Below are 22,005 nucleotides of genomic sequence, written 5' to 3'. Positions count from 1 at the left end.
GTGAACGCCATGGCACGGCCCCGGCAGACCGTCACCTACGCATTCGACGCCTACTGCGGCTGGTGCTACGGCTACGGCCCCACCGTCCGCGAGTTCGCGGCCGTGAACGCCGACCGGCTCGACCTCCGGGTGCTGAGCGGTGGCCTGTTCACCGGCGCCCGGGCGCAGCCGGTGGGCGCGTACGCCTCGTACATCCCGCAGTCGGACGCCCGGATCGCCGAGCTGACGGGCGCGGTCTTCGGCGCGGCGTACTCCCGGGCGGTGGCCGAGGGCTCGACCGTGCTCGACTCCGCCGACGCGGCGACGGCCCTGGTCGCGCTGGCCCGGCAGGCGCCCGAGCGGACGCTCGAACTGGCGGGGGCGCTCCAGGGCGCCTGGTACCGCGACGGGCGCAGCCTGTCCGACCCCGCCACCCTCAAGGCCGTCGCCGCCGAGGCCGGCCTGGACGCGGAGGAGGCGGCCGCCGCCTACGCCCGTCCCGACGTCCGCCAGGAGGCGCTGGCCGGCTTCCGCGAGGTCCGGCGGCTGGGCGTGGACAGCTTCCCCACCCTGCTGCTGCACACCCCCGACGGCGGCGTCCGCCGGCTCGGCGGCCCCACCACCTCCGCGCAGGCGCTCACCCGTGCCCTCGACGAGCATGGAACCGGCGCGTAAACCCTCCGAACCCCATCGAACCCCCCTGGAGAACCCCATGGCGAAGATCGCCCTCTTCGGCGCCAACGGCACGATCGGCAGCCGCGTGCTGCGCGAGGCCCTGGACCGCGGACACCAGGTGACGGCCGTCGTACGCGACCCCGCCAAGCTCACCGAGCAGCACCCCAACCTCACGGTCACCACCGGTGACGTGCTCGACCCGCAGTCCGTCGCCGCCGTGGCCCAGGGCCAGGACGTCGTCGTCAGCGCGGTCGGCGGCGGCGACGGCCCGGGCCACATCGCCACCATCAAGCCCGCCGCGGAGTCCCTGGTCGCCGGCCTGCGGACGCTCGGCGACGCGGCCCCGCGGCTGATCGCGGTCGGCGGCGCCGGCTCGCTGCGCACGCCGGACGGCAAGCAGGTCTGGGACGCGGAGGGACTGCCCGAGTTCCTGCTCCAGATCATGCACGCCCACGGTGACGCCCTGGACTTCTACCGCACGGTCACCGATGTGCGCTGGACCAACCTCAGCCCGGCCGGCCTGATCGAGCCCGGCGAGCGCACCGGCACCTACCGCACCGGCCTGGACGACCTGGTCGTGGACGAGAACGGCAAGAGCCGCATCTCCGTGGAGGACTACGCGGTCGCACTCGTCGACGAGATCGAGGAGCCGCGGCACATCGGCGAGCGCTTCACGGTCGCCGACTGACCTCACGAAGGCGTGCCCACCGGAAAGTTCGATCGGATTCGACCGGGGAGTCCCTGGTGAAGGACCCGGTGGGTAGGCTCGCTTGCCATGGAGCACGAGGTTTTCGTTCCGTTCCCCGTCGGTGACGTCCGGCGGGCCCTGGCCGACCCCGCCCGGGTGGCCCGGTGCGTCCCGGGCCTCCAGCAGGACGAGGCCGGGGCGGACGACGCGGGCGGCGCGCCGGCGGGCACCGGCATCACGGTGGCCGGCCGGCTGCGGCTGCGCATCGGCGGGTCGACGATCACCTACCGGGGCTCGCTGCGGCTGACCGAGCACGACGGCGCCTACGAGCTGTCCGCCGAGGGCACCGAGGCCCGCGGCTCGGCGTCCGTGTCGCTCACCCTGAGCGCCCTGCCCGAGGAGGCCCCCGGCGGCACTCGGGTGGCCTGCTCCGGAACGGTCTCCCGGGCCGGCCGGCTGGCCGAGTTCGACACCCGGACGGCCGAGGGCACGGCCCGCCGGCTGCTGGACCGCTTCGCCACCGCGCTCGCCGAGGAACTGGCCCAGGACGTCCGGGACGCGGCGCTCCGCGACGAGCTGCCGCCCCTGGACGACGGGACGTTCGCCCCGGCCTCCGAGGTGCTGCCCGCCGAGGTTCTGCCGGACGACGAGCCGCCGGCCGAGGCGGCCCACGCCCGCCGGACGATGATCGGCCGCAGCGCCGAGGAGGTCGACCACGCCCCGCCGCGCGGCCGGTACGCGCCGGTCCCCGCGCCCGAGACCACCTCAGGCCGGGCGGCCCTGCGCTGGGCGGCCCCGGCGGCGGCCGTCGCCCTCGCCTCCGCCGTGGTCGTCGGCCGGGTGCTGCGCCGCAGGCGCTGACCCGGGGCCGCCTCCGAGGACGGCGTCCCAGCCGGGACGCCGCCGCGTGCGCGCGCCGAGGCGCGCCTATCGTCGGGAGGGTGACCAACGCTCAGACGACACTGACCGCAGGCAAGGCCGCGGTGACCGTGGACCAGGAGAACGGCTGCCGCCTCTCCAGTCTCAGGATCGACGGGACCGAACTCCTCCGCCAGGGGCCGAAGTACGGCTCCTTCCCCATGGTCCCGTGGTGCGGGCGGATCGCCTACGGCCGTTTCCGCAACGGCGGCGAGACGCACCAGATGCCACTGAACCACCTGCCGCACCCGCACGCGCTGCACGGCACCGGCCGCGACACGGCCTGGCGGGTCTCCCGGGCCGAGGACTCCTTCGCCGCGTTCACCTACGACCTCGCCGCCCCCTGGCCGTACCCCGGCCGCGTCACCCAGTTGGTGGAGCTGGCCGAGGACTCGCTGACGCTCACCATGGGCGTCGAGGCGGCCTCGGACTCCTTCCCGGCCCAGGCCGGCTGGCACCCCTGGTTCCTGCGCAACCTCGGTACCGGCCGCGACGTCGAGCTGGACTTCGCTCCCGCCTGGCAGGAGGAGCGCGGCGACGACCACCTGCCGACCGGCCGGCGGATCGATCCGCTCCCCGGCCCCTGGGACGACTGCTTCGGCATGCCGGACGGTGTCGCGGTGACGCTGACCTGGCCCGGAGCCCTGGAGCTCAAGGTCACCAGCCGCGCCGAATGGGTCGTCGTCTACGACGAGCAGGACGAGGCCGTCTGCGTCGAGCCGCAGTCCGGCCCGCCCAACGGGCTGAACACCATGCCGCGCCTGGTCACCCCCATCGACCCGCTGGAGATCTCCACCACGTGGAGCTGGCGGAGCCTGGCATAGGCTCATGCCCATGAACGCGCGTGACGCCCTGCTGCAGCAGATCAAGGACAAGGCCGTGGTCCACGGCAAGGTGACCCTCTCCTCCGGCAAGGAGGCCGACTACTACATCGACCTGCGCCGGATCACCCTCGACGCCGAGGCCGCCCCGCTGGTCGGCCAGGTGATGCTGGACGCCACCGCCGACCTGGAGTACGACGCCGTGGGCGGACTGACCCTGGGCGCCGACCCGGTCGCCACCTCGATGCTGCACGCCGCCGCCGCGCGCGGCCGGAAGCTGGACGCCTTCGTCGTCCGCAAGGCGCAGAAGACGCACGGCATGCAGCGCCGCATCGAGGGCCCGGACATCGCGGGCCGCCGGGTGCTCGTCGTCGAGGACACCTCCACCACCGGCGGCTCGCCGCTGACCGCCGTGGAGGCGGCCCGCGAGGCGGGCGCCGAGGTCGTCGCCGTGGCGACGATCGTCGACCGCGGTGCCGCCCAGGCCATCGCCGCCGCCGGCCTGCGTTATGTGACCGGCTACCAGCTCGGGGACCTCGATCTGGCCTGACCTGCGGTTTCCCCGGGGTGTCCGGCGGCGGGTGCGAGGTTTCACGTGAAACCACGCACCCGCCGGCGTAGGTCAAGGGGTGCCGCCACCGCCTGGCCGGGACGCACCGTGTGGAGCAAAACGGGGAGTCTGGGAAGATGGGGACGACGATGAACGTCGCCCCTAGGTCAGGGCCCATCCGTAGCTTCACCCGCACATCACAAGGAGCGGACAGATGCCCATCGCAACTCCCGAGGTCTACAACGAGATGCTCGACCGGGCGAAGGCAGGCAAGTTCGCCTACCCGGCCATCAACGTGACCTCGACGCAGACGCTGCACGCCGCGCTGCGCGGTTTCGCCGAGGCGGAGAGCGACGGCATCATCCAGATCTCCACCGGTGGCGCGGAGTTCCTGGGCGGCCAGTACAGCAAGGACATGGTCTCCGGCGCCGTCGCGCTGGCCGAGTTCGCGCACGTCGTGGCCAAGAAGTACCCGGTCAACATCGCCCTGCACACCGACCACTGCCCCAAGGACAAGCTGGACGGCTATGTCCGCCCACTGCTGAAGATCTCCCAGGAGCGTGTGGCCGCCGGGCAGAACCCGCTGTTCCAGTCCCACATGTGGGACGGTTCCGCCGAGAAGCTCGACGAGAACCTGGCCATCGCCAAGGAACTGCTCGCCGAGGCCGTCAAGGCGAAGATCATCCTTGAGGTCGAGATCACCCCGACCGGTGGCGAGGAGGACGGCGTCAGCCACGAGATCAACGACGAGCTGTACACCACCGTCGCCGACGTCGAGAAGACCGCCGAGGCGCTGGGCCTGGGCGAGAAGGGCCGCTACCTGCTGGCCGCCTCCTTCGGCAACGTCCACGGCGTCTACAAGCCGGGCAACGTCGTCCTCCGCCCCGAGCTGCTCCGCGAGCTCCAGGACGGCATCGCCGCCAAGCACGGCAAGCAGGACCCGTTCGACTTCGTCTTCCACGGCGGCTCCGGCTCCACCGAGGAGGAGATCCGCACCGCGCTGGAGAACGGCGTCGTGAAGATGAACCTCGACACCGACACCCAGTACGCCTTCACCCGCCCGGTGGCGGCCCACATGTTCAAGAACTACGACGGCGTCCTGAAGGTCGACGGCGAGGTCGGCAACAAGAAGACCTACGACCCGCGCACCTGGGGCAAGCTGGCCGAGGCGAGCATGGCCGAGCGCGTCACCAAGGCGTGCGCCGACCTGCGTTCGACGGGCACGAAGCTCAAGTAGGTCTACGGGCACCAGCTCGAGTAGCTCTAAGGGCACCAGCTCCAGTAGTCGGCGGGGCATCGTGGGAAGGGCCTGGCGTTTGGGCGCCGGGCCCTTTCGCATGGCCTCCTCGGGCTCCCCGGGAGACCATCGGAGCATGAGCGAGTCCGAGCGCCCCCCGACGGAGCAGGGAGCGACCACCGCGTCCGGGGTGCCGAGCGCGGACACCGGCCCCGGGATCCGGATGGGCACGGCCACCGGGCGGTTCGTCCTGCTCACGGCCGTTCTCGGGTCCGGCATGGCGATGCTGGACAGCACCGTCGTCAACGTCGCCCTGCCGCACATCGGCGCCGACCTGGGCGCCGACCTGGCCGTCCTCCAGTGGACGGTGAACGCCTACATGCTCACCCTCGCCGGGCTGATCCTCCTCGGCGGATCCCTCGGCGACCGGTTCGGGCGGCGCCGGGTGTTCGTCGTCGGCGTGGTGTGGTTCGCGCTCGCCTCCCTGCTCTGCGGGATCGCCCCCAACGCGGGCGTGCTCATCGCCGCCCGCGCGCTCCAGGGCGTCGGCGGCGCCCTGCTCACCCCCGGCTCCCTCGCCCTCCTCCAGTCCGTGTTCCGGCCCGACGACCGGGCCGCCGCCGTGGGCGCCTGGTCCGGCCTGGGCGGCGTGGCCTCCGCCATCGGCCCGTTCGTGGGCGGCTGGCTGGTGGACGGACCCGGCTGGCGCTGGGTCTTCCTGATCAACCTGCCGGTCGCGGCCGTCTGCGTCCCGGTGGCCCTCCGGCACGTCCCCGAGACCCGGGACCCCACGGCCCGCGGGCGCTTCGACGCGGCCGGCGCCGCCCTCGGCGCCCTGGCCCTCGCCCTGGTCACCTACGCCCTGATCGCCGCCCCCGACCGGGGAGCGTCCCCCTGGGTCATCGGCCCGGCCGTCGCCGGGGTGCTGCTCGGCGCCCTCTTCGTGTACGTCGAGGGACGCCTCGCCGAGCCCATGCTGCCGCCGAGCATCTTCGCGATCCGGACGTTCTCGGCGGTCAACGCCGTCACCGTCTGCGTCTACGCGGCCTTCAGCGGTTTCTTCTTCCTCTCCGTGCTCCAGTTCCAGATCGTCGTCGGCTGGTCCGCGCTGGCCGCCGGCACGGCGCTGCTGCCCACCACCGTCCTGATGCTGCTGCTCTCCTCCCGCGCGGGCCGGTTCGGGCAGGCCGTCGGCCCCCGGCTGCCGCTCACCGCCGGGCCGCTGCTCTGCGCGGCGGGCATGCTGCTGATGACGCGCGCCGGAGCGGGCGCCGTCTACTGGCGGGACGTGCTGCCCGCCCTCGTCGTCCTGGGCCTCGGCATGACCCTCCTCGTCGCCCCGCTCACCGCCACCGTCCTGGCCTCGGTCGACGTCGGCCGGGCCGGCCTGGCCAGCGGCATCAACAATGCCGCCGCCCGGGCCGCCGGCCTGGTCGCGGTGGCCGCGCTGCCGCTGCTCGCCGGGATGGGCCCCGAGGCGTACCGCGACCCCGGCGCGTTCGGGAGCGCCTTCCGGCGGGCGATGGCCTGGTGCGCGGGCTCCCTCGTGGTGGGCGCGGTCCTGGCCTGGACGACGATCCGCGAGCCGCGGCGCGGCGGCTGCCATCCCGAGTGCGACTACCACTGCGGGGTGACCGCGCCCCCGCTGGACCCCGGGGAGAACGGATCCCGCCGGCCGTCGAAGCCGGGGGCGGAGGCGGGGCCCGAGCCGGGGCCGGGGTCAGGGCCGGGGTCAGGGCCGCAGTCGCCGCAGAACCCGGGCTGACGCCTCTCCTGGCGCCCCCGCGACGACAGTGCAGACTGGAGCCCATGGCCATTCATCAGAACCTCCTCGGGGGACCGCCCCCGACCCACCTGCCCGACGACCCCGAGCCGCGCGAACTGCTCGCCTCCGGCGCCGCGCCCTCCGAGGTCGCCGCCAAGTACCCCGCCTCCTCGCTCGCCTGGGCGCAGCTCGCCGACGAGGCGTTCGAGGCCGGCCGGGTCGTCGAGTCGTACGCCTACGCCCGTACCGGCTACCACCGCGGCCTCGACGCGCTGCGGCGCAGCGGGTGGAAGGGGCACGGGCCGGTGCCGTTCGAGCACGAGCCGAACCGGGGCTTCCTGCGGGCGCTGCACGCGCTCGCGCGGGCCGCGCAGGCGATCGGGGAGCAGGAGGAGTGCGAGCGGTGCTCGACGTTCCTGCGGGACAGCTCGCCTACGGCGGCGAACACGCTGGGCTGAGCGCCTGCGGCTCCGCCGCGACGCGTCCTCAAGCGCCGGACGGGCTGAACCAGCCCGTCCGGCGCACCCCTTGCGAGCGCGTCCCCAGGGACGCATGATGCGAACAGGGGACCGGGGCTCCAACGCGACGGAAAGGGGCGGACCGCTACCCGGAAGCCGCGTTCGGTGCCGAGGAGCCACGATGCCGCAGCCGCCCACACCCCCGTCCCTCGAGTTCGAGGCCACGACGCCCTACGAGGACTACGTCCGCGCCGAGGTCCTCTCCAGCCTCCAGCAGCCGGTCACCGACGACCCGGGAGAGCTCGCGTTCCTCGTCACCACCCAGGTGATGGAGCTGTGGTTCACGCTCCTCGTCCACGAGTGGGAGACCGCCGCCCGGGCGCTGCGCCGGGACGACCTGCCCACGGCGCTGGCCGCGCTGGAGCGGTCGGTGCACGAGCTGGGTTCGCTCAACGCCTCCTGGGAGCCCATCGCCCGGCTGACGCCCGCGCAGTTCAACCGGTTCCGGCCGGCGCTCGGCGAGGCGTCCGGGTTCCAGTCGGCCATGTACCGCCGGGTGGAGTTCCTGCTCGGCGAGAAGTCCACGTCCCTGCTGGTGCCCTACCGCAACGTGCCGCGCGTCCACGCCCGGCTGGAGAAGGCGCTGCACGAACCGTCCCTCTACGACGAGGCGTTGCGCTGGCTCGCCCGGCGCGGCCACCCGGTGCCCCGCGCGGTGCTCGACCGCGACGTGGCCGCGCGCTACGAGCCGGACCCGGGCGTGGAGGAGGTGTGGCGGGCCGTCTACGCCGACGGCCAGGGCACCGACGCGTACCGGCTCGGCGAGCAGCTGACCGAGATCGCCGAGCGGGTGTGGCGCTGGCGCAACGACCATCTGGTGGCCACCCGGCGGGCGATGGGCGCCAAACCGGGCACCGGTGGCTCGTCGGGCGTCGCCTGGCTGGAGAAGCGGGCCGCGAAGACGGTGTTCCCGGAGCTGTGGACGGCGCGCGGCCGTGTCTGACGCCGAGGCACTCGCCCACGAGGCCGCCCGCCTGGACGCCGCCGACGAACTGCGCGGCAGACGCGCCGCGTTCGAGCTGGACGACGACACCGTCTACCTCGACGGCAACTCCCTCGGCGCCCTGCCGCGTACCGTCGCCCCCCGCCTCGCCGACGTCGTCCGCCGCGAGTGGGGACGGCTGCTTATCCGCTCCTGGGAGGAGTCCGGCTGGTGGGCCGCGCCCGAGCGCGTCGGCGACCGGATCGGACGGCTCGTCGGGGCCGCGCCCGGGCAGGTGGTGGTGGGCGACTCGACCAGCGTCAACGTCTTCAAGGCCGTGGTCGCCGCCGTCCGCCTGGCCGGGGACGGCCGCGACGAGATCCTCGTCGACGCCGCGACGTTCCCGACCGACGGCTACATCGCCGCGTCCGCGGCCCGGCTGACGGGCTGCCGGATCCGCGCCGTCCCGGCCCCCGACCTCGCCGCCGCGGCCGGCCCGCGGACCGCCGCCGCCCTGGTCAACCACGTCGACTACCGCACCGGCCGGCTGCACGACCTGCCCGGCACCACCGCCGCCCTGCACGAGGCCGGCGCGCTCGCCGTCTGGGACCTGTGCCACAGCGCGGGCGCGCTGCCCGTCGGACTGGACGGGCACGGCGTGGACCTCGCGGTCGGCTGCACCTACAAGTACCTGAACGGCGGCCCGGGTTCGCCCGCGTTCCTCTACGTCCGCCGCGACCACCAGGACCGCTTCGACTCCCCGCTGCCCGGCTGGAACTCGCACGCCGACCCCTTCTCCATGGACCCCGCCTACCGGCCCGCCGACGGCGCGGCCCGCGGCCGGACCGGGACGCCCGAGATCCTCTCCCTGCTGGCACTGGACGCCGCGCTGGACGTCTGGGACGGCGTCGACCTCGCCGCCGTCCGCGCCAAGAGCCTCGCGCTCACCGACTTCTTCCTGCGCCGCGTGGCCGCGCTCGTCCCGCCCGGCCGGGTGGAGTCCGTCACCCCCGCGGCGCACGCCGAGCGCGGCAGCCAGGTGTCGCTGCGCTGCCCGTCGGGTGCGGAGGACGTCATGGCCGCGCTGGTGCGGCGGGGCGTCGTCGGCGACTTCCGCCGCCCGGACGTGCTCCGGTTCGGCTTCGCGCCGCTCTACACCTCCTTCGCGGACGCCGAGCGGGCGGCGCGGACCCTGGCGGAGGTGCTGTGACCGCCGTCGACGAGGAAGCGGCGCTGTTCGGGCTCCCGTACGTCCCGCCCGACGCCACCACGGTCTACGGGCCGCACCCCGACCAGCTCGTCGATCACTACCTGCCCACCACGCCCGTCCCCAACGGCGTCCGCGTCACCCTGCTGCACGGCGGCTTCTGGCGCGCCGCGTACGACCGGCGGCACCTCGCCCCGCTCGCGGCGGCGCTGGCCGCGAGCGGGTACGACACCGTCCTCGCGGAGTACCGGCGGGTCGGCGGCGGAGGCGGCTGGCCCGTCACCTTCGAGGACGTGCGGTCCGCCCTCGCCGCCGGACCGCCGGACACCCGGCCGCACGTCCTCGTCGGCCACTCCGCCGGGGGCCACCTCGCGCTGTGCGCCGCCGCGCGGGAGGACGCGGGGGTGGACGCGGTGGTGGCCGTCGCCGCCGTCGCCGACCTGGCCCGCGCCCGGGCCCTGGGCACCGGCGGCGGCGCCGTCGACGCGCTGCTCGGCGACCGCCCGGCGGCGGAGGCCGACCCGGCGCTGCTGCGGCCCCGCGTCCCCGTCGCGCTGCTGCACGGCTCGGCCGACCCCGAGGTGCCGGTGGAGCTGTCGCACCGCTACGCCGTCGCCGCCCGGCTGCTCGGCTCGGCCGAGCTGCGCGTCCTGCCCGGTGTCGGGCACTACGCGCCGGTCACCCCCGGTACGGCGGCGTGCGGGGCGCTGCTGCGGCTCGTCGCGGAGAGCGTCGGGCCGAAGCCGGGAGCGGGCCGCGTAGTACTTGAGACGGACCCCGACGGATCCCCATGAACGGTGACGACGTACGTCGCGCGGGTGCTTACGGTGGAACGTGTGAACCATTCCCCCGGGACGACCCTCCGCAGTGAGGTGCTGATGCTGAAGAGCGCCCTCGACGGCATCCACCGCGACCTCTTCGCCGACGCCTTCGCCTTCCGGCCGCTGGCACCGCTCGCGGACGGCAGCCGGCTCCTCGCCGTGGTGCCGCGCGCGGCCCGCCGGTACGTCCGGTGGCTGCCGCACGCCGCGCTGGTGACGTTCACCGTGTTCCTGATGTTCCAGGCGCTGGTGCAGGGCGGGACGCCCATGACCTCGCTGCTCGTCGGGGTCCCCATCCTGCTGACCCTGGTACGGCCGATCGGCGCGTGGTGGTGCTCGGTCGCCGTGATCTTCCTGTCGAGCGTCACGGCCGCGGGGTCCGGCCTGTCGATGTCGATCCCGTTCGCCGTCCACGCCCTGGTCATGGTGCTCGTCGCGATGCGCAGCCGGCCGCGGGTGGCCGGCGAGATGTGGCTGGCCACAGCGGGCATCGGGGTCTTCCTGACCGTGATCCACCCGGTGCTCGCCGCTCCCTCGCTCTTCGAGTACCTCGTCATCTCCGGCGTCCTGCTCTTCGCGGTCCTCGCGTTCCGCGTGCTGCGGGAGTCGCGGGAGCAGGTGGCCGTCCAGGCGGCCGTCACCGAGGTCGAGCGGTCCCGGCGGACCGTCCTGGAGGAGCGCACGACCATCGCCCGCGAGCTGCACGACGTCGTCGCGCACCACATGTCCGTCGTCGCCATCCAGGCCGAGGCGGCCCCCTACCGCGTCCAGGACACCCCGCCCGAGCTGGCCGCCGCGTTCGCCACCATCCGGGAGAACGCCGTGGCCGCCCTCACCGAGCTGCGCCGCGTCCTCGGCGTCATCCGCTCCGACAGCTCGGACGTCTTCGACGCCCCGGAGGCCCCGCAGCCGACCCTGGACGCGCTGGACGGGCTGCTCGCCAACGTCCGGCAGGCCGGGCTCACCGTCGAGCACGTCGTCACCGGCTCGGTGCGGCCGCTGCCGCAGGGCGTGGAGCTCTCCGCGTACCGGATCGTCCAGGAGGCGCTGAGCAACGTCCTGCGGCACGCGCCCGGCGCCGAGGCGCGCGTCGAGGTCTCGTACGTCCTCGGCGGGCTCGGCCTGCGCGTCGTCAACGGGCCGCCCGACCGGACGGCCAAGCCCTCGCCCGGCGCCGGCCACGGCGTCCTCGGCATGCGCGAGCGCGTCGGGATGCTCGGCGGGGAGATGACGGCCGAGCCGACGGCGGACGGCGGCTACGAGGTCAGCGCCTTCCTGCCGGTCGACATCCGGGCGGAGGCCGCCGCGTGAGCATCCGGGTGCTGATCGTCGACGATCAGATGATGGTGCGCGAGGGCTTCTCCGTGCTGCTCAACGCCCAGGCCGACATCGAGGTCGTCGGCGAGGCGGTGGACGGGCGCCAGGCGCTGGAGAAGGTCGCGGAGCTGCGGCCCGACGTCGTCCTCATGGACATCCGGATGCCCGGGCTCAACGGGATCGAGGCCACCCGCGAGATCGTCGCCGCCGACGCGGACGCGAAGGTGCTCGTGCTCACCACCTTCGACCTGGACGAGTACGTCTACCAGGCGCTGCGCGCCGGGGCCAGCGGCTTCCTGCTCAAGGACGCGTCCGCCCGGCAGCTCGCCGACGGCGTCCGCGTCGTCGCCGCCGGCGAGGCGCTGCTCGCCCCGACCGTCACCAAGCGGCTCATCCACGAGTTCTCCCGGCTCGGCACGCCGCGGCAGCCGACGCAGGAGCGGATCGGGGAGCTCACGGAGCGGGAGACGGAGGTGCTGGTACTGGTCGCCCAGGGGCGGTCGAACGCGGAGATCGCGGAGTATCTGGTGGTCGCCGAGTCGACGGTGAAGACGCATGTGAGCCGGATCCTGGTGAAGCTGGGGTTGCGGGATCGGACGCAGGCCGCGGTGTTCGCGTACGAGGCGGGGTTGATCACGCCGGGTGGCTAGCGGGCGGGGGCGCCTGCGGCGGGCTGGTGCCCCGGTCCCGCCCTTTCACCGTTTCTTGCGGGGGCAAGCCCCCGCACCCCCGAAACCGCGCGAAGCCGCGACAAGCGGGATCTGGGGGCGCAGCCCCCAGGAAACGGTGAAAGGGCGGGACAGGGGCCCCTCACCCCGGCAGCGTCAGCCGCCACGCCTCCCCCAGCGCCGTCCACGTCCGCTCCCCCACCGGCCCCCGCAGCCGCCCGTCCGCGCGGTAGCGGAAGTCCGGACCCGAGAGCGTGACCGTCCGGGCGCGGCAGCGGAGAGGGGGATCGCCTTGGGAGTGGACGGAGACGTCCGCCAGGCCGCCGGCCGCCGTGACGGCGACCCGCTCCACCGGCCGGTCCTCGTCCGCGAGCAGCACCCCGTCCGCCTCCACCCGCAACCGCGTCCCCGTGCCGGGCCGGGCCGCCGGACGGGAGAGCAGGGCCAGGGCCGTGCGGGCCGTCCGCGCGGCGGGGGACCACCACGGGCGGGCCGCCGGGCGGGCCGTCGCCGGGTAGCCGGTCCGGGTCCGCGGCCGTTCCGCGGGCGCCCAGAGCCCGCCGAGCACCACGCCGTCGTCCTCGTCGGCCAGCAGGCCCAGCCGCCGTTCGACGCCGTCCAGCACCGCCCGGGCCGCCGCCACGGCGCCCGGGGGCACGCCCAGCGCGCGGGCGACCGACAGCGCGGGCAGCGGGCCGACGGGCACCCAGGCGAGGGGCGTGTCGGCCAGTTCCCGCCGGCGGTGCAGAAGCCCGACGATCCGCAGTAAGGCGCGGTCGTCGCCGACGACGACCGTCCGCCGCCGGCCGCGCCGGGCGACCGCCCGCGCGACCTCGCCGGGGCCGTCCGGGAGGCAGATTCTGGCCATCGACCCGGCGGTCAGCACGTCCTTGGCGATCCGCACGGATTCACCGTCCACGCGCCGCGCGACCGGGTCGACGACGATCAGCAGCTGCTGTCCAGTCGGGTCTGCAGCCGACACGTTCGTCCTTCCTCAGGTAACCTCTCGGTGCAAGAGCCCCTGTCGCTGTTGCGCCAGGGGCTTCGTCTATCCGGGGCACCGGTTCGACGGCTCTCGCGGTGGTGGACGCCCTGAAACACGGGCCCACGCCACCCGTCGCACGTTGGACATGCCCCGCCCGGAAGGGGTGTACGCCTGTGCCCGCACTTGTGCTGCTCGGTGCTCAGTGGGGTGACGAGGGCAAGGGAAAGGCCACCGACCTGCTCGGTGGCTCCGTGGACTATGTGGTGCGTTACCAAGGCGGCAACAACGCCGGTCACACGGTGGTCGTCGGTGACCAGAAATACGCGCTGCACCTCCTCCCTTCCGGGATCCTCTCGCCGGGGTGCACCCCGGTCATCGGCAACGGCGTCGTCGTCGACCCGGCGGTCCTGCTCTCCGAGCTGAGCGGACTGAACGAGCGCGGCGTCGACACGTCGAAGCTCCTGGTCAGCGGTAACGCGCACCTGATCACGCCGTATCACACCACGGTCGACAAGGTGACGGAACGCTTCCTCGGGAAGCGGAAGATCGGCACCACCGGCCGCGGCATCGGCCCGACCTACGCCGACAAGATCAACCGCGTGGGCATCCGGGTCCAGGACCTCTACGACGAGTCGATCCTGACCCAGAAGGTCGAGGCGGCCCTCGACTTCAAGAACCAGATCCTCGCGAAGCTCTACAACCGCCGCGCCATCGACGCCAACAAGATCGTCGAGGAGCTGCTGGGCTACGCCGAGCAGATCAAGCCGTTCGTCGCCGACACCACGCTGATCCTGAACAACGCCATCGACGAGGGCAAGGTCGTCCTCTTCGAGGGCGGCCAGGGCACCCTGCTGGACGTCGACCACGGCACGTACCCCTTCGTGACCTCCTCGAACCCGACCGCGGGCGGCGCCTGCACGGGTGCGGGCGTCGGCCCCACGAAGATCAACCGGGTGATCGGCATCCTCAAGGCGTACACCACCCGCGTGGGCGCCGGTCCGTTCCCGACCGAGCTGTTCGACGAGGACGGCGAGAAGCTCCGCACCATCGGCGGCGAGCGCGGTGTCACCACCGGCCGCGACCGCCGTTGCGGCTGGTTCGACGCGGTGATCGCCCGCTACGCGACCCGCGTCAACGGCCTCACGGACTTCTTCCTCACCAAGCTCGACGTGCTCACCGGCTGGGAGCAGATCCCCGTCTGCGTCGCGTACGAGATCGACGGCAAGCGCGTCGAGGAGCTGCCCTACAGCCAGACCGACTTCCACCACGCGAAGCCGGTCTACGAGATGCTGCCGGGCTGGTCCGAGGACATCAGCAAGGCCAAGACCTTCTCCGACCTGCCGAAGAACGCCCAGGCGTACGTCAAGGCGCTGGAGGAGATGTCCGGCGCCCCGATCTCCGCCATCGGCGTCGGCCCGGGCCGCACCGAGACGATCGAGATCAACTCGTTCCTCTCGTAGGAACCGGTACGGGGAGCGCCCCGGCGGCCGTCACGGCCGCCGGGGCGCTCCCCGTTTTTCTCACTGCTTGGAGTAGACCAGCGAGGCGTCCTTCGTCCCCGAGTCGACGAAGTCGCGGCGCATCCTGCCGTCCGGCAGCAGGACCAGCTCCGAGGCGGAGCCCGGCTGGCAGGCGGAGGCGGGCTGGGCGCTGGTGACGGTGGACGGGCCGAGGACCAGCGGGCCGGGGGCGGTGGCGTTGGCGCCGCCGGTCACGGACGCCTCCCAGACGCAGCGGTAGCTCGTGCCGTCGTCCAGGGTGCCGTCGCCGGTGATCTCGACCAGGGCGCCCGAGACGCCCGGCCGGACGGAGAGGACGCGCTTGCTGCGGTGCCCGGCGGTGCCGAACTCCGACTGCCAGGTGCCCTTGTACCGCTCCACGCCGGTGGCCGTCGGCGTCGCGGTCGGGCCGGTGGAGGGGGTCGGCGGAGTGCTGCCGCCGGTGGGCGGGCCGGGCTTGGCGCTGCCACCGCTCCGCGGGGCCGCGGTCGGGGCGGGGGACGCCTGGTCCCCGGACTGGTGCTTCACCACGTACACCGTCCCGGCGCCCGCCAGCAGCCCGGCCGCCGCGATGGCGACGAGGGCCAGTGGCTTGCGGGACCGGGACGGCGGCGCCGGGGCCGGCTGGTACGCGGCGGGTGGAGGGCCGTACGGGCCGGGGTGCTGCGGGTACCCGTAGCCGGGTGGCGGGGGATGGACGCCGTGGTGGCCGGCGGGGGGTCCCACGGACGTGGTGGCGGCCGTCGTGGTCGCGGGGTCCACCGGCGGATAGGGGGCCGTCGGCGGCGGCGTTCCGGGGGTGAGGGGGACGACGTCCGTGGGCCGTTCGGACGCGGGTGTCCCGGCAGAGGGCGTTCCGGCGGCGGGTATCCCGGCAGCGGGTATGGGCCCCGGCGGCGAGCCGGCCTCGACCGGGTCCTCGGCGTCGAGCAGCCCCACCGCGTGCCGGCCGAGCTGGGCGACGAGCCCGGCGGGCAGCCAGGGCTCGGCGGACCGCAGGTCGGCCAGCTCCTCGCGGGCGCCGGTGCGCTCCAGCACCTGCTCGGTGGTGGGCCGGGCGGCGGGGTCCTTGGCCAGGCAGTCGGTGATCAGCGGCAGCAGCGGCTCGGGGACGCCGGCGAGGTCCGGCTCCTCCTCCGCGACCCGGAACATCAGGGCGTGCACACCGCTGTCGGACGTCCCGAAGGGCATCCGGCCGGTCGCCGCGTAGGCGAGCACCGAGCCCATGCAGAACACGTCGCTGGCCGGCGTCACCTCCCGGCCGCGCACCTGCTCGGGCGACATGAAGCCGGGGGAGCCCACGGCGGCACCGGTGCGGGTGAGGCCGTCCCCGTCGGTGACGGTCTCCAGGGCGCGCGCGATGCCGAAGTCGATGACGCGCGGCCCGTCGAGCGTGATCAGGACGTTGGACGGCTTGAGGTCGCGGTGGACGATGCCCGCGGCGTGGACGGCCTGGAGGGCGCGGGCCAGCCCCGCCGCGAGGATCCGGACGGAACGCTCGGGCAGCGGCCCGAAGTCGCGTCCGACCACCTGCCGCAGGGAGGGCCCGGCGATGTAGCCGGTGGCGACCCAGGGCACCGCCGCCTCGGTGTCGGCGTCCAGGACGGGGGCGGTCCACTCCCCGCCCACCCGGCGGGCCGCCCGGACCTCGCGCCGGAAGCGGTCGCGGAACTCCTCCCGGCCGGCCAGCTCCGGCTGCACGAGCTTGACCGCGACCGTGCGGCCGCGGTCCGAGCGGGCCAGATAGACCCGGCCCATGCCGCCCGCGCCGAGCCGGCGGAGCAGCCGGTAGGCGCCGAGTGTGCGTGGGTCTTCGGGCGACAGGGCATCCATGCCGTCAGCACTCCTTCCCCCCGTATTTCCCCCGTTGTTCCAGAGCCGGAGGATAGCCGCACGGCAAGAGGGCCGGAGCCCCGCGGGGGAAAGTGCGGGGGCTCCGGCCCTCTTCGGCGGTGCGGCCGGTTCAGGCGGGGATGATGTTCTCCGCCTGCGGGCCCTTGTGGCCCTGGGTGATGTCGAAGGTGACCTTCTGGCCCTCCGTCAGTTCCCGGAAGCCGGTGGTCGCGATGTTGGAGTAGTGCGCGAAGACGTCGGCGCCGCCGCCGTCCTGCTGGATGAAGCCGAAGCCCTTCTCCGAGTTGAACCATTTCACGATGCCGGTAGCCAAGGTGACTCCTCGATAGCTCGATAGGCGGGTGCGCTGGAATTCCGCACGGCGCGGAATTCCGGGGGGACGGGGGCTGGGAGGGGGTTCCGGAGGACCGGGGGGACCGGGGTCCGGAAAGAGAAGTGCGCCCGAGGTCACAGACCGTCGGGCGCACATGTCGTATGGGTACCACCACTGCAACTCGCGACGAACGTAGCATGCGAAACCGAGGCGAATCGGGATTTCCGGCGCGGTGATTCGCGGGGGGTGCGGCGGGCTCGCGAGGGGCCGCGCGGGTCCGGCACTGTGTCGGCGCGCGGGCCGGGTTCCGGACAGTGTGCCGGTGCCTCCGCGCACGCCGGGACCGTACGCTGGGCCCGCGTCAGCGCAGGACAGCCCCATGGCCGGTACCGCATGGGACTCCCGACGGAGAACCCGTCGAACCCGCCGAACCGTCGAACCCGCCGAACCGCCGAGGTCGCCGCCCGTGAGCACGCAGCCCGATCCGTCCCGAGGTGCCGCCGTCAAGGCCACCGACCGCGCCCACGTCTTCCACTCCTGGTCCGCCCAGGCCCTCATCGACCCGCTCGCCGTCGCGGGCGCCGAGGGCTCGTACTTCTGGGACCACGACGGCAACCGCTATCTCGACTTCTCCTCCCAGCTCGTCAACACCAACATCGGCCACCAGCACCCCAAGGTCGTCGCGGCCGTCCGGGAACAGGCCGCGCGGCTGTGCACGATCGCGCCCGGCTTCGCCGTCGACGTCCGCGGGGAGGCAGCCCGGCTGATCGCCGAGCGGACGCCCGGCGACCTCGACAAGGTCTTCTTCACCAACGGCGGCGCGGAGGCCGTCGAGAACGCCGTCCGGATGGCCCGGCTGCACACCGGGCGGACCAAGGTGTTCAGCGCCTACCGCTCGTACCACGGCGCGACCGCCGCCGCGATCAACCTCACCGGCGACCCGCGCCGCTGGCCGTCCGACACCGCCTCCGCCGGCGTCGTGCACTTCTGGGCCCCCTTCCTCTACCGCTCCCCGTTCCACGCGGAGACCGAGGAGCAGGAGTGCGAGCGGGCCCTGCGGCACCTGGAGGACGTGCTGGTCTTCGAGGGGCCGCAAACCGTCGCGGCGATCGTCCTGGAGACCGTGCCCGGCACGGCGGGGATCATGGTGCCGCCGCCCGGCTACCTGCCCGGAGTGCGGAAGCTGTGCGACAAGTACGGCGTCGTCCTGATCCTGGACGAGGTGATGGCCGGCTTCGGCCGCACCGGCCGCTGGTTCGCCGCCGACCACTGGGACGTCGTCCCGGACCTGCTGACCTTCGCCAAGGGCGTCAACTCCGGTTACGTCCCGCTCGGCGGCGTCGCGATCTCCGCCGAGATCGCCGCGACCTTCGACCGGCGCCCCTACCCCGGCGGCCTGACCTACTCCGGGCACCCGCTGGCCTGCGCCGCCGCCGTGGCGACGATCGAGGCGATGGCCGAGGAGGGCATCGTCGAGAACGCCGCCCGCATCGGCGAGGAGGTCCTCGGCCCCGGGCTGCGGGAACTCGCCGAGCGCCACCCGTCGGTGGGCGAGGTGCGCGGCACCGGCGTCTTCTGGGCGCTGGAGCTGGTCCGCGACCGCGCCACCCGGGAGCCCCTGGTGCCGTACAACGCCTCCGGGGAGGACAACGCCCCGATGGCCGCCTTCACCGCCGCCTGCCGCGCGGCGGGGCTGTGGCCGTTCGTCAACATGAACCGGACGCACGCCGTCCCGCCGTGCACCGTCACCGAGACGGAGGCCAAGGACGGCCTCGCCCTGCTGGACGAGGCGCTCACCGTGGCCGACGCGTACACCGGCTGACGGGCGCCCGCGTCCCTTCCGCGGACGGACGGGCCGGTACGCTCCCCGGCGGCCCTCGCCTATCTTGTTGCGAGGGCCGTTCGCGCGCCGGCGCGCGGTCACGGAAGGGGAGACGGACACCATGCCCGGCAGCGACGCTGTCAAGCGCACGACGCTGCGCTCACAGATCGCCGACGCCCTGCGCGAGGAGGTCATCGCGGGCCGGCTCCCGGCGGGACGGCAATTCACCGTCAAGGAGATAGCCGAGAGCTACGGGGTCTCGGCCACCCCCGTCCGCGAGGCGCTGCTCGACCTGTGCTCCCAGGGCCTGCTCCACGTCGAGCTGCACAAGGGCTACCGGGTGCGGGAGTTCTCGTACGCGGACTTCCTGGCCATGGTCGAGGCGCGCACGATGATGCTGGAGGGGATGTTCCGGCACGCCACCGAGCAGGCCCTGGGCGCCGCCACCCCGGCCGTGCTGGCCTCCGTCCGGCGGCGCGCGGAGGAGGCGGCCCGGGCCGCGAACGCCGGGGACCTGGACATTCTCATCGGCTACGACCTGCGCTTCTGGCGGGAGTTCGCGGCCCTCGTCGGCAACCCCTACATCTCCGACTTCCTGGACCGGGTGCGGGTGCAGTGCTGGGTCTTCATGGTGCCGCTGCTGCGCCGGGTCGGCGATCTGCGCGGACGGCTGTGGTGCGGGCACGTCGAGATGGTGGAGGCGCTGGCGCGGCGGGAGGGCCGGGCCGTGCAGCGGATCATCACCGGGTACAACACGCACGCGCTGACGCTGATCAGATCGCTGACCGGGTGAGGGGCGCGGACGGGGTGCGGGACCCGGGCGGCCGACGGAGGGGCGAAATTCGGACACCTCCGGTCGAAGCGCCCGGTACGGCGAGTATTTTCGGTCACTTTTTCAGAGCGTTCGCATCTAAGTGTGCAACCCAACGATCACCTCGACACGTCTGGAAAGCATGACGTCCCACACCCCTCCGCCGCCGCCCGCCGACGGACCTCCCGCGGCCGGCTCCGTCGGCCTGTCCGTGGTCGTCCCGGCCTACAACGAGGAGGACCGCCTCGCCCCCAGCCTCAAGGCGATCCGCGCCCACCTCGACGCGGAGGGTCCGGAGACCTGGGAACTGATCGTCGTCGACGACGGGTCGACCGACGGCACGGCCGACGTGGTCCGGGCCGCCGCCGCCGAGGACCCCCGGGTCCGGCTGCTCGGCTCGCCCGCCAACCGCGGGAAGGGGCACGCCGTCCGCACCGGCGTCCTGGCCTCGCGCGGCCGGCGGGTCCTGGTCACCGACGCCGACCTGGCCGCCCCCATCGCGGAACTCCCGCTCCTCACCGCCCGGTTGGACGAGGGTGCCGCCGCGGCCGTCGGCTCCCGGGCGCTGCCGGGATCGCGCATAGGCATCCGCCAGCACGCCCTGCGCGAGGCCATGGGCCGGGCGGGCGCCGGGGTGATACGGGCCCTGGCCGCGCCCGGGGTGCGGGACACCCAGTGCGGGTTCAAGCTCTTCGAGGGCGAGCGGGCGCGGATCGCGTTCGCCGCGTCCCGGCTGAACGGCTGGGCGTTCGACGTCGAGATCCTGCGCTACTTCCGGCAGCGCGGCTGGGCGGTCGCCGAGGTGCCCGTCCGCTGGGACCACCGGCCCGGCTCCAAGGTGCGCGCACCGGCGTACGCCGCCGTCCTCGGCGACCTGGTCCGGCTGCGGATGCGGGCGGTCCACCCGGCCGGCCTCGCCATCGCCGGCCTCTACCTGCTGCTCGCCCTCTTCCTGTACGGCGGGCTGTGGGCCGCACCGGACTCCGCCTACCTCGTCGACTCCGCCTCCGACCAGCAGCAGTGGGAGTGGTTCTTCGCGGTCACCGCGGACAACGTCGCCCACCTGCGCGACCCCCTCTTCACCGACCTCCAGAACCACCCCTACGGCGTCAACCTCATGGCCAACACGGCCATGCTGGGCGTCTCCGTCCCCCTCGCACCCCTGACGCTGGCCCTGGGCCCGCACGTCACCTGGGCGGTGGTGCTCACCGGCGGAGTGGCCGCCACGGCCTGGGCCTGGTACCGGCTGCTGGCGAAACGCTTCGTGCGCGCGCGGTGGGCGGCGGCGCTGGGCGGCGGGTTCTGCGCCTTCGCGCCGCCGATGGTCTCGCACGGCACCGCGCACCCCAACTTCGCCGTGCTGTTCGTCATCCCGCTGATCATCGAGCGGGCGCTGCGGCTCTGCGAGGGGCGGCGGGTCCGGCGCGACGGTGTGATCCTCGGCCTGCTCCTCGTCTACCAGGTCTTCCTCGGCGAGGAGGTGCTGCTGCTGGCCGCGACCGGGCTGCTCCTGTTCGCCTTCGGGTACGCCGTCGCCGCGCCCACGGCGGCGCGGGCGGCCGCCGGGCCGCTGCTGCGCGGGCTGGGCGTGGCGGCGGCGGTGGCGGTGCCGCTGCTGGCCGTGCCGCTGTACCGGCAGTTCTTCGGGGCGCAGAGCTACCACAGCGTGCTGCACGGATCGGTCGGCAACAACCCGATGGCGCTGCTGGAGTTCGCGACCCGGTCGCTGGCCGGGGACGAGCACAAGGCGGCGGCCCTGTCCCTCAACCGGACCGAGGAGAACGCCTTCTTCGGCTGGCCGCTGGTGCTGCTCGCGACCGTCCTCGTCGTCCGCATGTGGCGCCGTCCGCTGGTGCGCGCCCTGGGGTTCACCGCCCTGGCCGCCGCCGTGCTGTCGCTCGGGCGGGACATCGCGCTGCCGGGCACGGTCCACACGCTGCCCGGGCCGTGGCGGGTGGTGGGCGAGCTGCCGCTGTTCGAGTCCGTCATCGAGTCCCGTACGGCCATGGTCTGCGTCCCGGCCCTCGGCATCCTGCTCGCCCTCGCCTGCGACCGGGCGGCGGCCCGCCAGCCGCGCGACGAGCGGGAGCGAAGCCGCCGGCTGCTGGCCTGGGCCGCGCTGGCCGCCGCGCTGGTGCCGCTGCTGCCGACGCCGTACCGGACCGTGGAGCGCGCGCCGGTGCCGGAGTTCGTCGCGGCCGGGCACTGGCGGGACTACGTCCGGCCGGGCCGGACCCTGGTGCCCGTACCCGTGCCCGACCCGGGGCAGGTCGCGGCGCTGGACTGGCAGGCACGGGCGGACTTCGGCTTCGCCCTGCCCGGCGGTTACTTCAACGGGCCCTACGGACCGGACCGGCGCGGCATCTACGGACCGGTGCCGACGGTCACGTCCGAGTTCCTGAAGAAGGTCCGCGAGACCGGCCGGACGGCGGACGTCGACGACCGGACGCGGCGCGCCTTCGGCCGGGACCTGGCCACCTGGCGGGCGGACGCCGTCGTCCTGCCGCCGCAGGACCAGGGCACCCCGCTGCGGGAGACCCTGCAACGGCTGATCGGGCGGGCGCCGGAGCGGGTGGGCGGCGTCTGGGTGTGGGACGTGCGGGACGGGGTGTGAACCCCGGTGTCCAACGGGAAG

General features: G+C 74.1%; 20 protein-coding genes. 17 read left to right on the top strand and 3 right to left on the bottom strand.

Annotation, left to right across the window (positions count from 1 at the left end; translation table 11 throughout):
• Nucleotides 1-9 precede the first annotated feature (9 nt).
• The 13 genes from J7W19_RS15255 (at nucleotide 10) to J7W19_RS15195 (ending at nucleotide 12,068) form a co-directional block, all read left to right on the top strand.
• Nucleotides 10-654 carry a DsbA family protein gene (locus J7W19_RS15255; RefSeq protein WP_040890032.1) on the top strand — a complete coding sequence of 215 codons (645 nt, stop codon included), beginning with the start codon at nucleotides 10-12 and terminating at the stop codon, nucleotides 652-654.
• Nucleotides 655-691: 37 nt separating this feature from the next.
• Nucleotides 692-1,342, top strand: coding sequence for an NAD(P)-dependent oxidoreductase (locus J7W19_RS15250; RefSeq protein ID WP_004945777.1), 651 nt, complete (start codon nucleotides 692-694; stop codon nucleotides 1,340-1,342).
• A gap of 87 nt (nucleotides 1,343-1,429) precedes the next feature.
• On the top strand, nucleotides 1,430-2,203 hold the full coding sequence (locus J7W19_RS15245; RefSeq protein ID WP_004945778.1) for a CoxG family protein: 774 nt from the start codon (nucleotides 1,430-1,432) through the stop codon (nucleotides 2,201-2,203).
• A gap of 80 nt (nucleotides 2,204-2,283) precedes the next feature.
• Nucleotides 2,284-3,084 (top strand): aldose epimerase family protein, encoded by an 801-nt coding sequence (locus J7W19_RS15240; RefSeq protein WP_004945781.1) that lies wholly within the window; start codon nucleotides 2,284-2,286, stop codon nucleotides 3,082-3,084.
• Nucleotides 3,085-3,094: 10 nt separating this feature from the next.
• Entirely contained in the window at nucleotides 3,095-3,631 is a 537-nt protein-coding gene (gene pyrE, locus J7W19_RS15235; protein ID WP_004945786.1) for an orotate phosphoribosyltransferase, read from the top strand.
• Nucleotides 3,632-3,845: 214 nt separating this feature from the next.
• Nucleotides 3,846-4,868, top strand: a complete 1,023-nt coding sequence (fbaA, locus tag J7W19_RS15230) for a class II fructose-bisphosphate aldolase (RefSeq protein ID WP_004945789.1) — start codon at nucleotides 3,846-3,848, stop codon at nucleotides 4,866-4,868.
• A gap of 223 nt (nucleotides 4,869-5,091) precedes the next feature.
• Nucleotides 5,092-6,633 carry an MFS transporter gene (locus tag J7W19_RS15225; protein ID WP_051072619.1) on the top strand — a complete coding sequence of 514 codons (1,542 nt, stop codon included), beginning with the start codon at nucleotides 5,092-5,094 and terminating at the stop codon, nucleotides 6,631-6,633.
• 44 nt (nucleotides 6,634-6,677) lie between these two features.
• Nucleotides 6,678-7,091 (top strand): DUF3151 domain-containing protein, encoded by a 414-nt coding sequence (locus J7W19_RS15220; protein ID WP_004945794.1) that lies wholly within the window; start codon nucleotides 6,678-6,680, stop codon nucleotides 7,089-7,091.
• A gap of 181 nt (nucleotides 7,092-7,272) precedes the next feature.
• Complete coding sequence (locus J7W19_RS15215; RefSeq protein WP_004945798.1) at nucleotides 7,273-8,094, top strand: tryptophan 2,3-dioxygenase; 822 nt, start codon at nucleotides 7,273-7,275, stop codon at nucleotides 8,092-8,094.
• The gene (gene kynU, locus J7W19_RS15210) at nucleotides 8,087-9,283 is read left to right on the top strand and encodes a kynureninase (RefSeq protein ID WP_004945801.1); all 1,197 of its coding nucleotides are present in this window, start codon (nucleotides 8,087-8,089) and stop codon (nucleotides 9,281-9,283) included. Before J7W19_RS15215 ends, kynU begins: the two co-directional genes overlap by 8 nt.
• Nucleotides 9,280-10,074 carry an alpha/beta hydrolase gene (locus J7W19_RS15205; RefSeq protein ID WP_004945803.1) on the top strand — a complete coding sequence of 265 codons (795 nt, stop codon included), beginning with the start codon at nucleotides 9,280-9,282 and terminating at the stop codon, nucleotides 10,072-10,074. Before kynU ends, J7W19_RS15205 begins: the two co-directional genes overlap by 4 nt.
• An 84-nt stretch (nucleotides 10,075-10,158) precedes the next feature.
• The gene (locus tag J7W19_RS15200) at nucleotides 10,159-11,412 is read left to right on the top strand and encodes a sensor histidine kinase (RefSeq protein WP_004945806.1); all 1,254 of its coding nucleotides are present in this window, start codon (nucleotides 10,159-10,161) and stop codon (nucleotides 11,410-11,412) included.
• Nucleotides 11,409-12,068, top strand: coding sequence for a response regulator (locus tag J7W19_RS15195; protein ID WP_004945809.1), 660 nt, complete (start codon nucleotides 11,409-11,411; stop codon nucleotides 12,066-12,068). The genes J7W19_RS15200 and J7W19_RS15195 overlap by 4 nt, the downstream gene beginning before the upstream one ends.
• Before the next feature lie 160 nt (nucleotides 12,069-12,228).
• On the opposite strand, the gene J7W19_RS15190 is transcribed toward J7W19_RS15195, so the two are convergent.
• Nucleotides 12,229-13,068: a hypothetical protein gene (locus J7W19_RS15190; protein WP_004945812.1), complete on the bottom strand. Its 840-nt coding sequence runs from the start codon at nucleotides 13,066-13,068 to the stop codon at nucleotides 12,229-12,231.
• Nucleotides 13,069-13,244: 176 nt separating this feature from the next.
• Between J7W19_RS15190 and J7W19_RS15185 the strand changes: the two genes are divergently transcribed.
• Complete coding sequence (locus J7W19_RS15185) at nucleotides 13,245-14,531, top strand: adenylosuccinate synthase (protein WP_004945813.1); 1,287 nt, start codon at nucleotides 13,245-13,247, stop codon at nucleotides 14,529-14,531.
• 60 nt (nucleotides 14,532-14,591) lie between these two features.
• On the opposite strand, the gene J7W19_RS15180 is transcribed toward J7W19_RS15185, so the two are convergent.
• The gene (locus tag J7W19_RS15180; RefSeq protein ID WP_004945817.1) at nucleotides 14,592-16,403 is read right to left on the bottom strand and encodes a serine/threonine-protein kinase; all 1,812 of its coding nucleotides are present in this window, start codon (nucleotides 16,401-16,403) and stop codon (nucleotides 14,592-14,594) included.
• 130 nt (nucleotides 16,404-16,533) lie between these two features.
• Nucleotides 16,534-16,737, bottom strand: a complete 204-nt coding sequence (locus tag J7W19_RS15175; RefSeq protein WP_004945819.1) for a cold-shock protein — start codon at nucleotides 16,735-16,737, stop codon at nucleotides 16,534-16,536.
• A 466-nt stretch (nucleotides 16,738-17,203) separates the two neighbouring features.
• Here J7W19_RS15175 and J7W19_RS15170 point away from each other — a divergent pair, with 466 nt between their 5' ends.
• From J7W19_RS15170 to J7W19_RS15160, 3 genes are all read left to right on the top strand, one after another.
• The gene (locus J7W19_RS15170; protein ID WP_004945823.1) at nucleotides 17,204-18,559 is read left to right on the top strand and encodes an aspartate aminotransferase family protein; all 1,356 of its coding nucleotides are present in this window, start codon (nucleotides 17,204-17,206) and stop codon (nucleotides 18,557-18,559) included.
• Between the two features lie 121 nt (nucleotides 18,560-18,680).
• The gene (locus J7W19_RS15165; RefSeq protein WP_004945825.1) at nucleotides 18,681-19,352 is read left to right on the top strand and encodes a GntR family transcriptional regulator; all 672 of its coding nucleotides are present in this window, start codon (nucleotides 18,681-18,683) and stop codon (nucleotides 19,350-19,352) included.
• 160 nt (nucleotides 19,353-19,512) lie between these two features.
• Nucleotides 19,513-21,984 carry a dolichyl-phosphate beta-glucosyltransferase gene (locus J7W19_RS15160; RefSeq protein ID WP_004945828.1) on the top strand — a complete coding sequence of 824 codons (2,472 nt, stop codon included), beginning with the start codon at nucleotides 19,513-19,515 and terminating at the stop codon, nucleotides 21,982-21,984.
• Nucleotides 21,985-22,005: the final 21 nt, after the last annotated feature.

It is taken from the genome of Streptomyces mobaraensis NBRC 13819 = DSM 40847 (assembly GCF_017916255.1).
GTDB lineage: Bacteria > Actinomycetota > Actinomycetes > Streptomycetales > Streptomycetaceae > Streptomyces > Streptomyces mobaraensis.
Note: the sequence above shows the minus strand (reverse complement) of the source record. Positions and strands in the feature narration are given on the sequence as shown.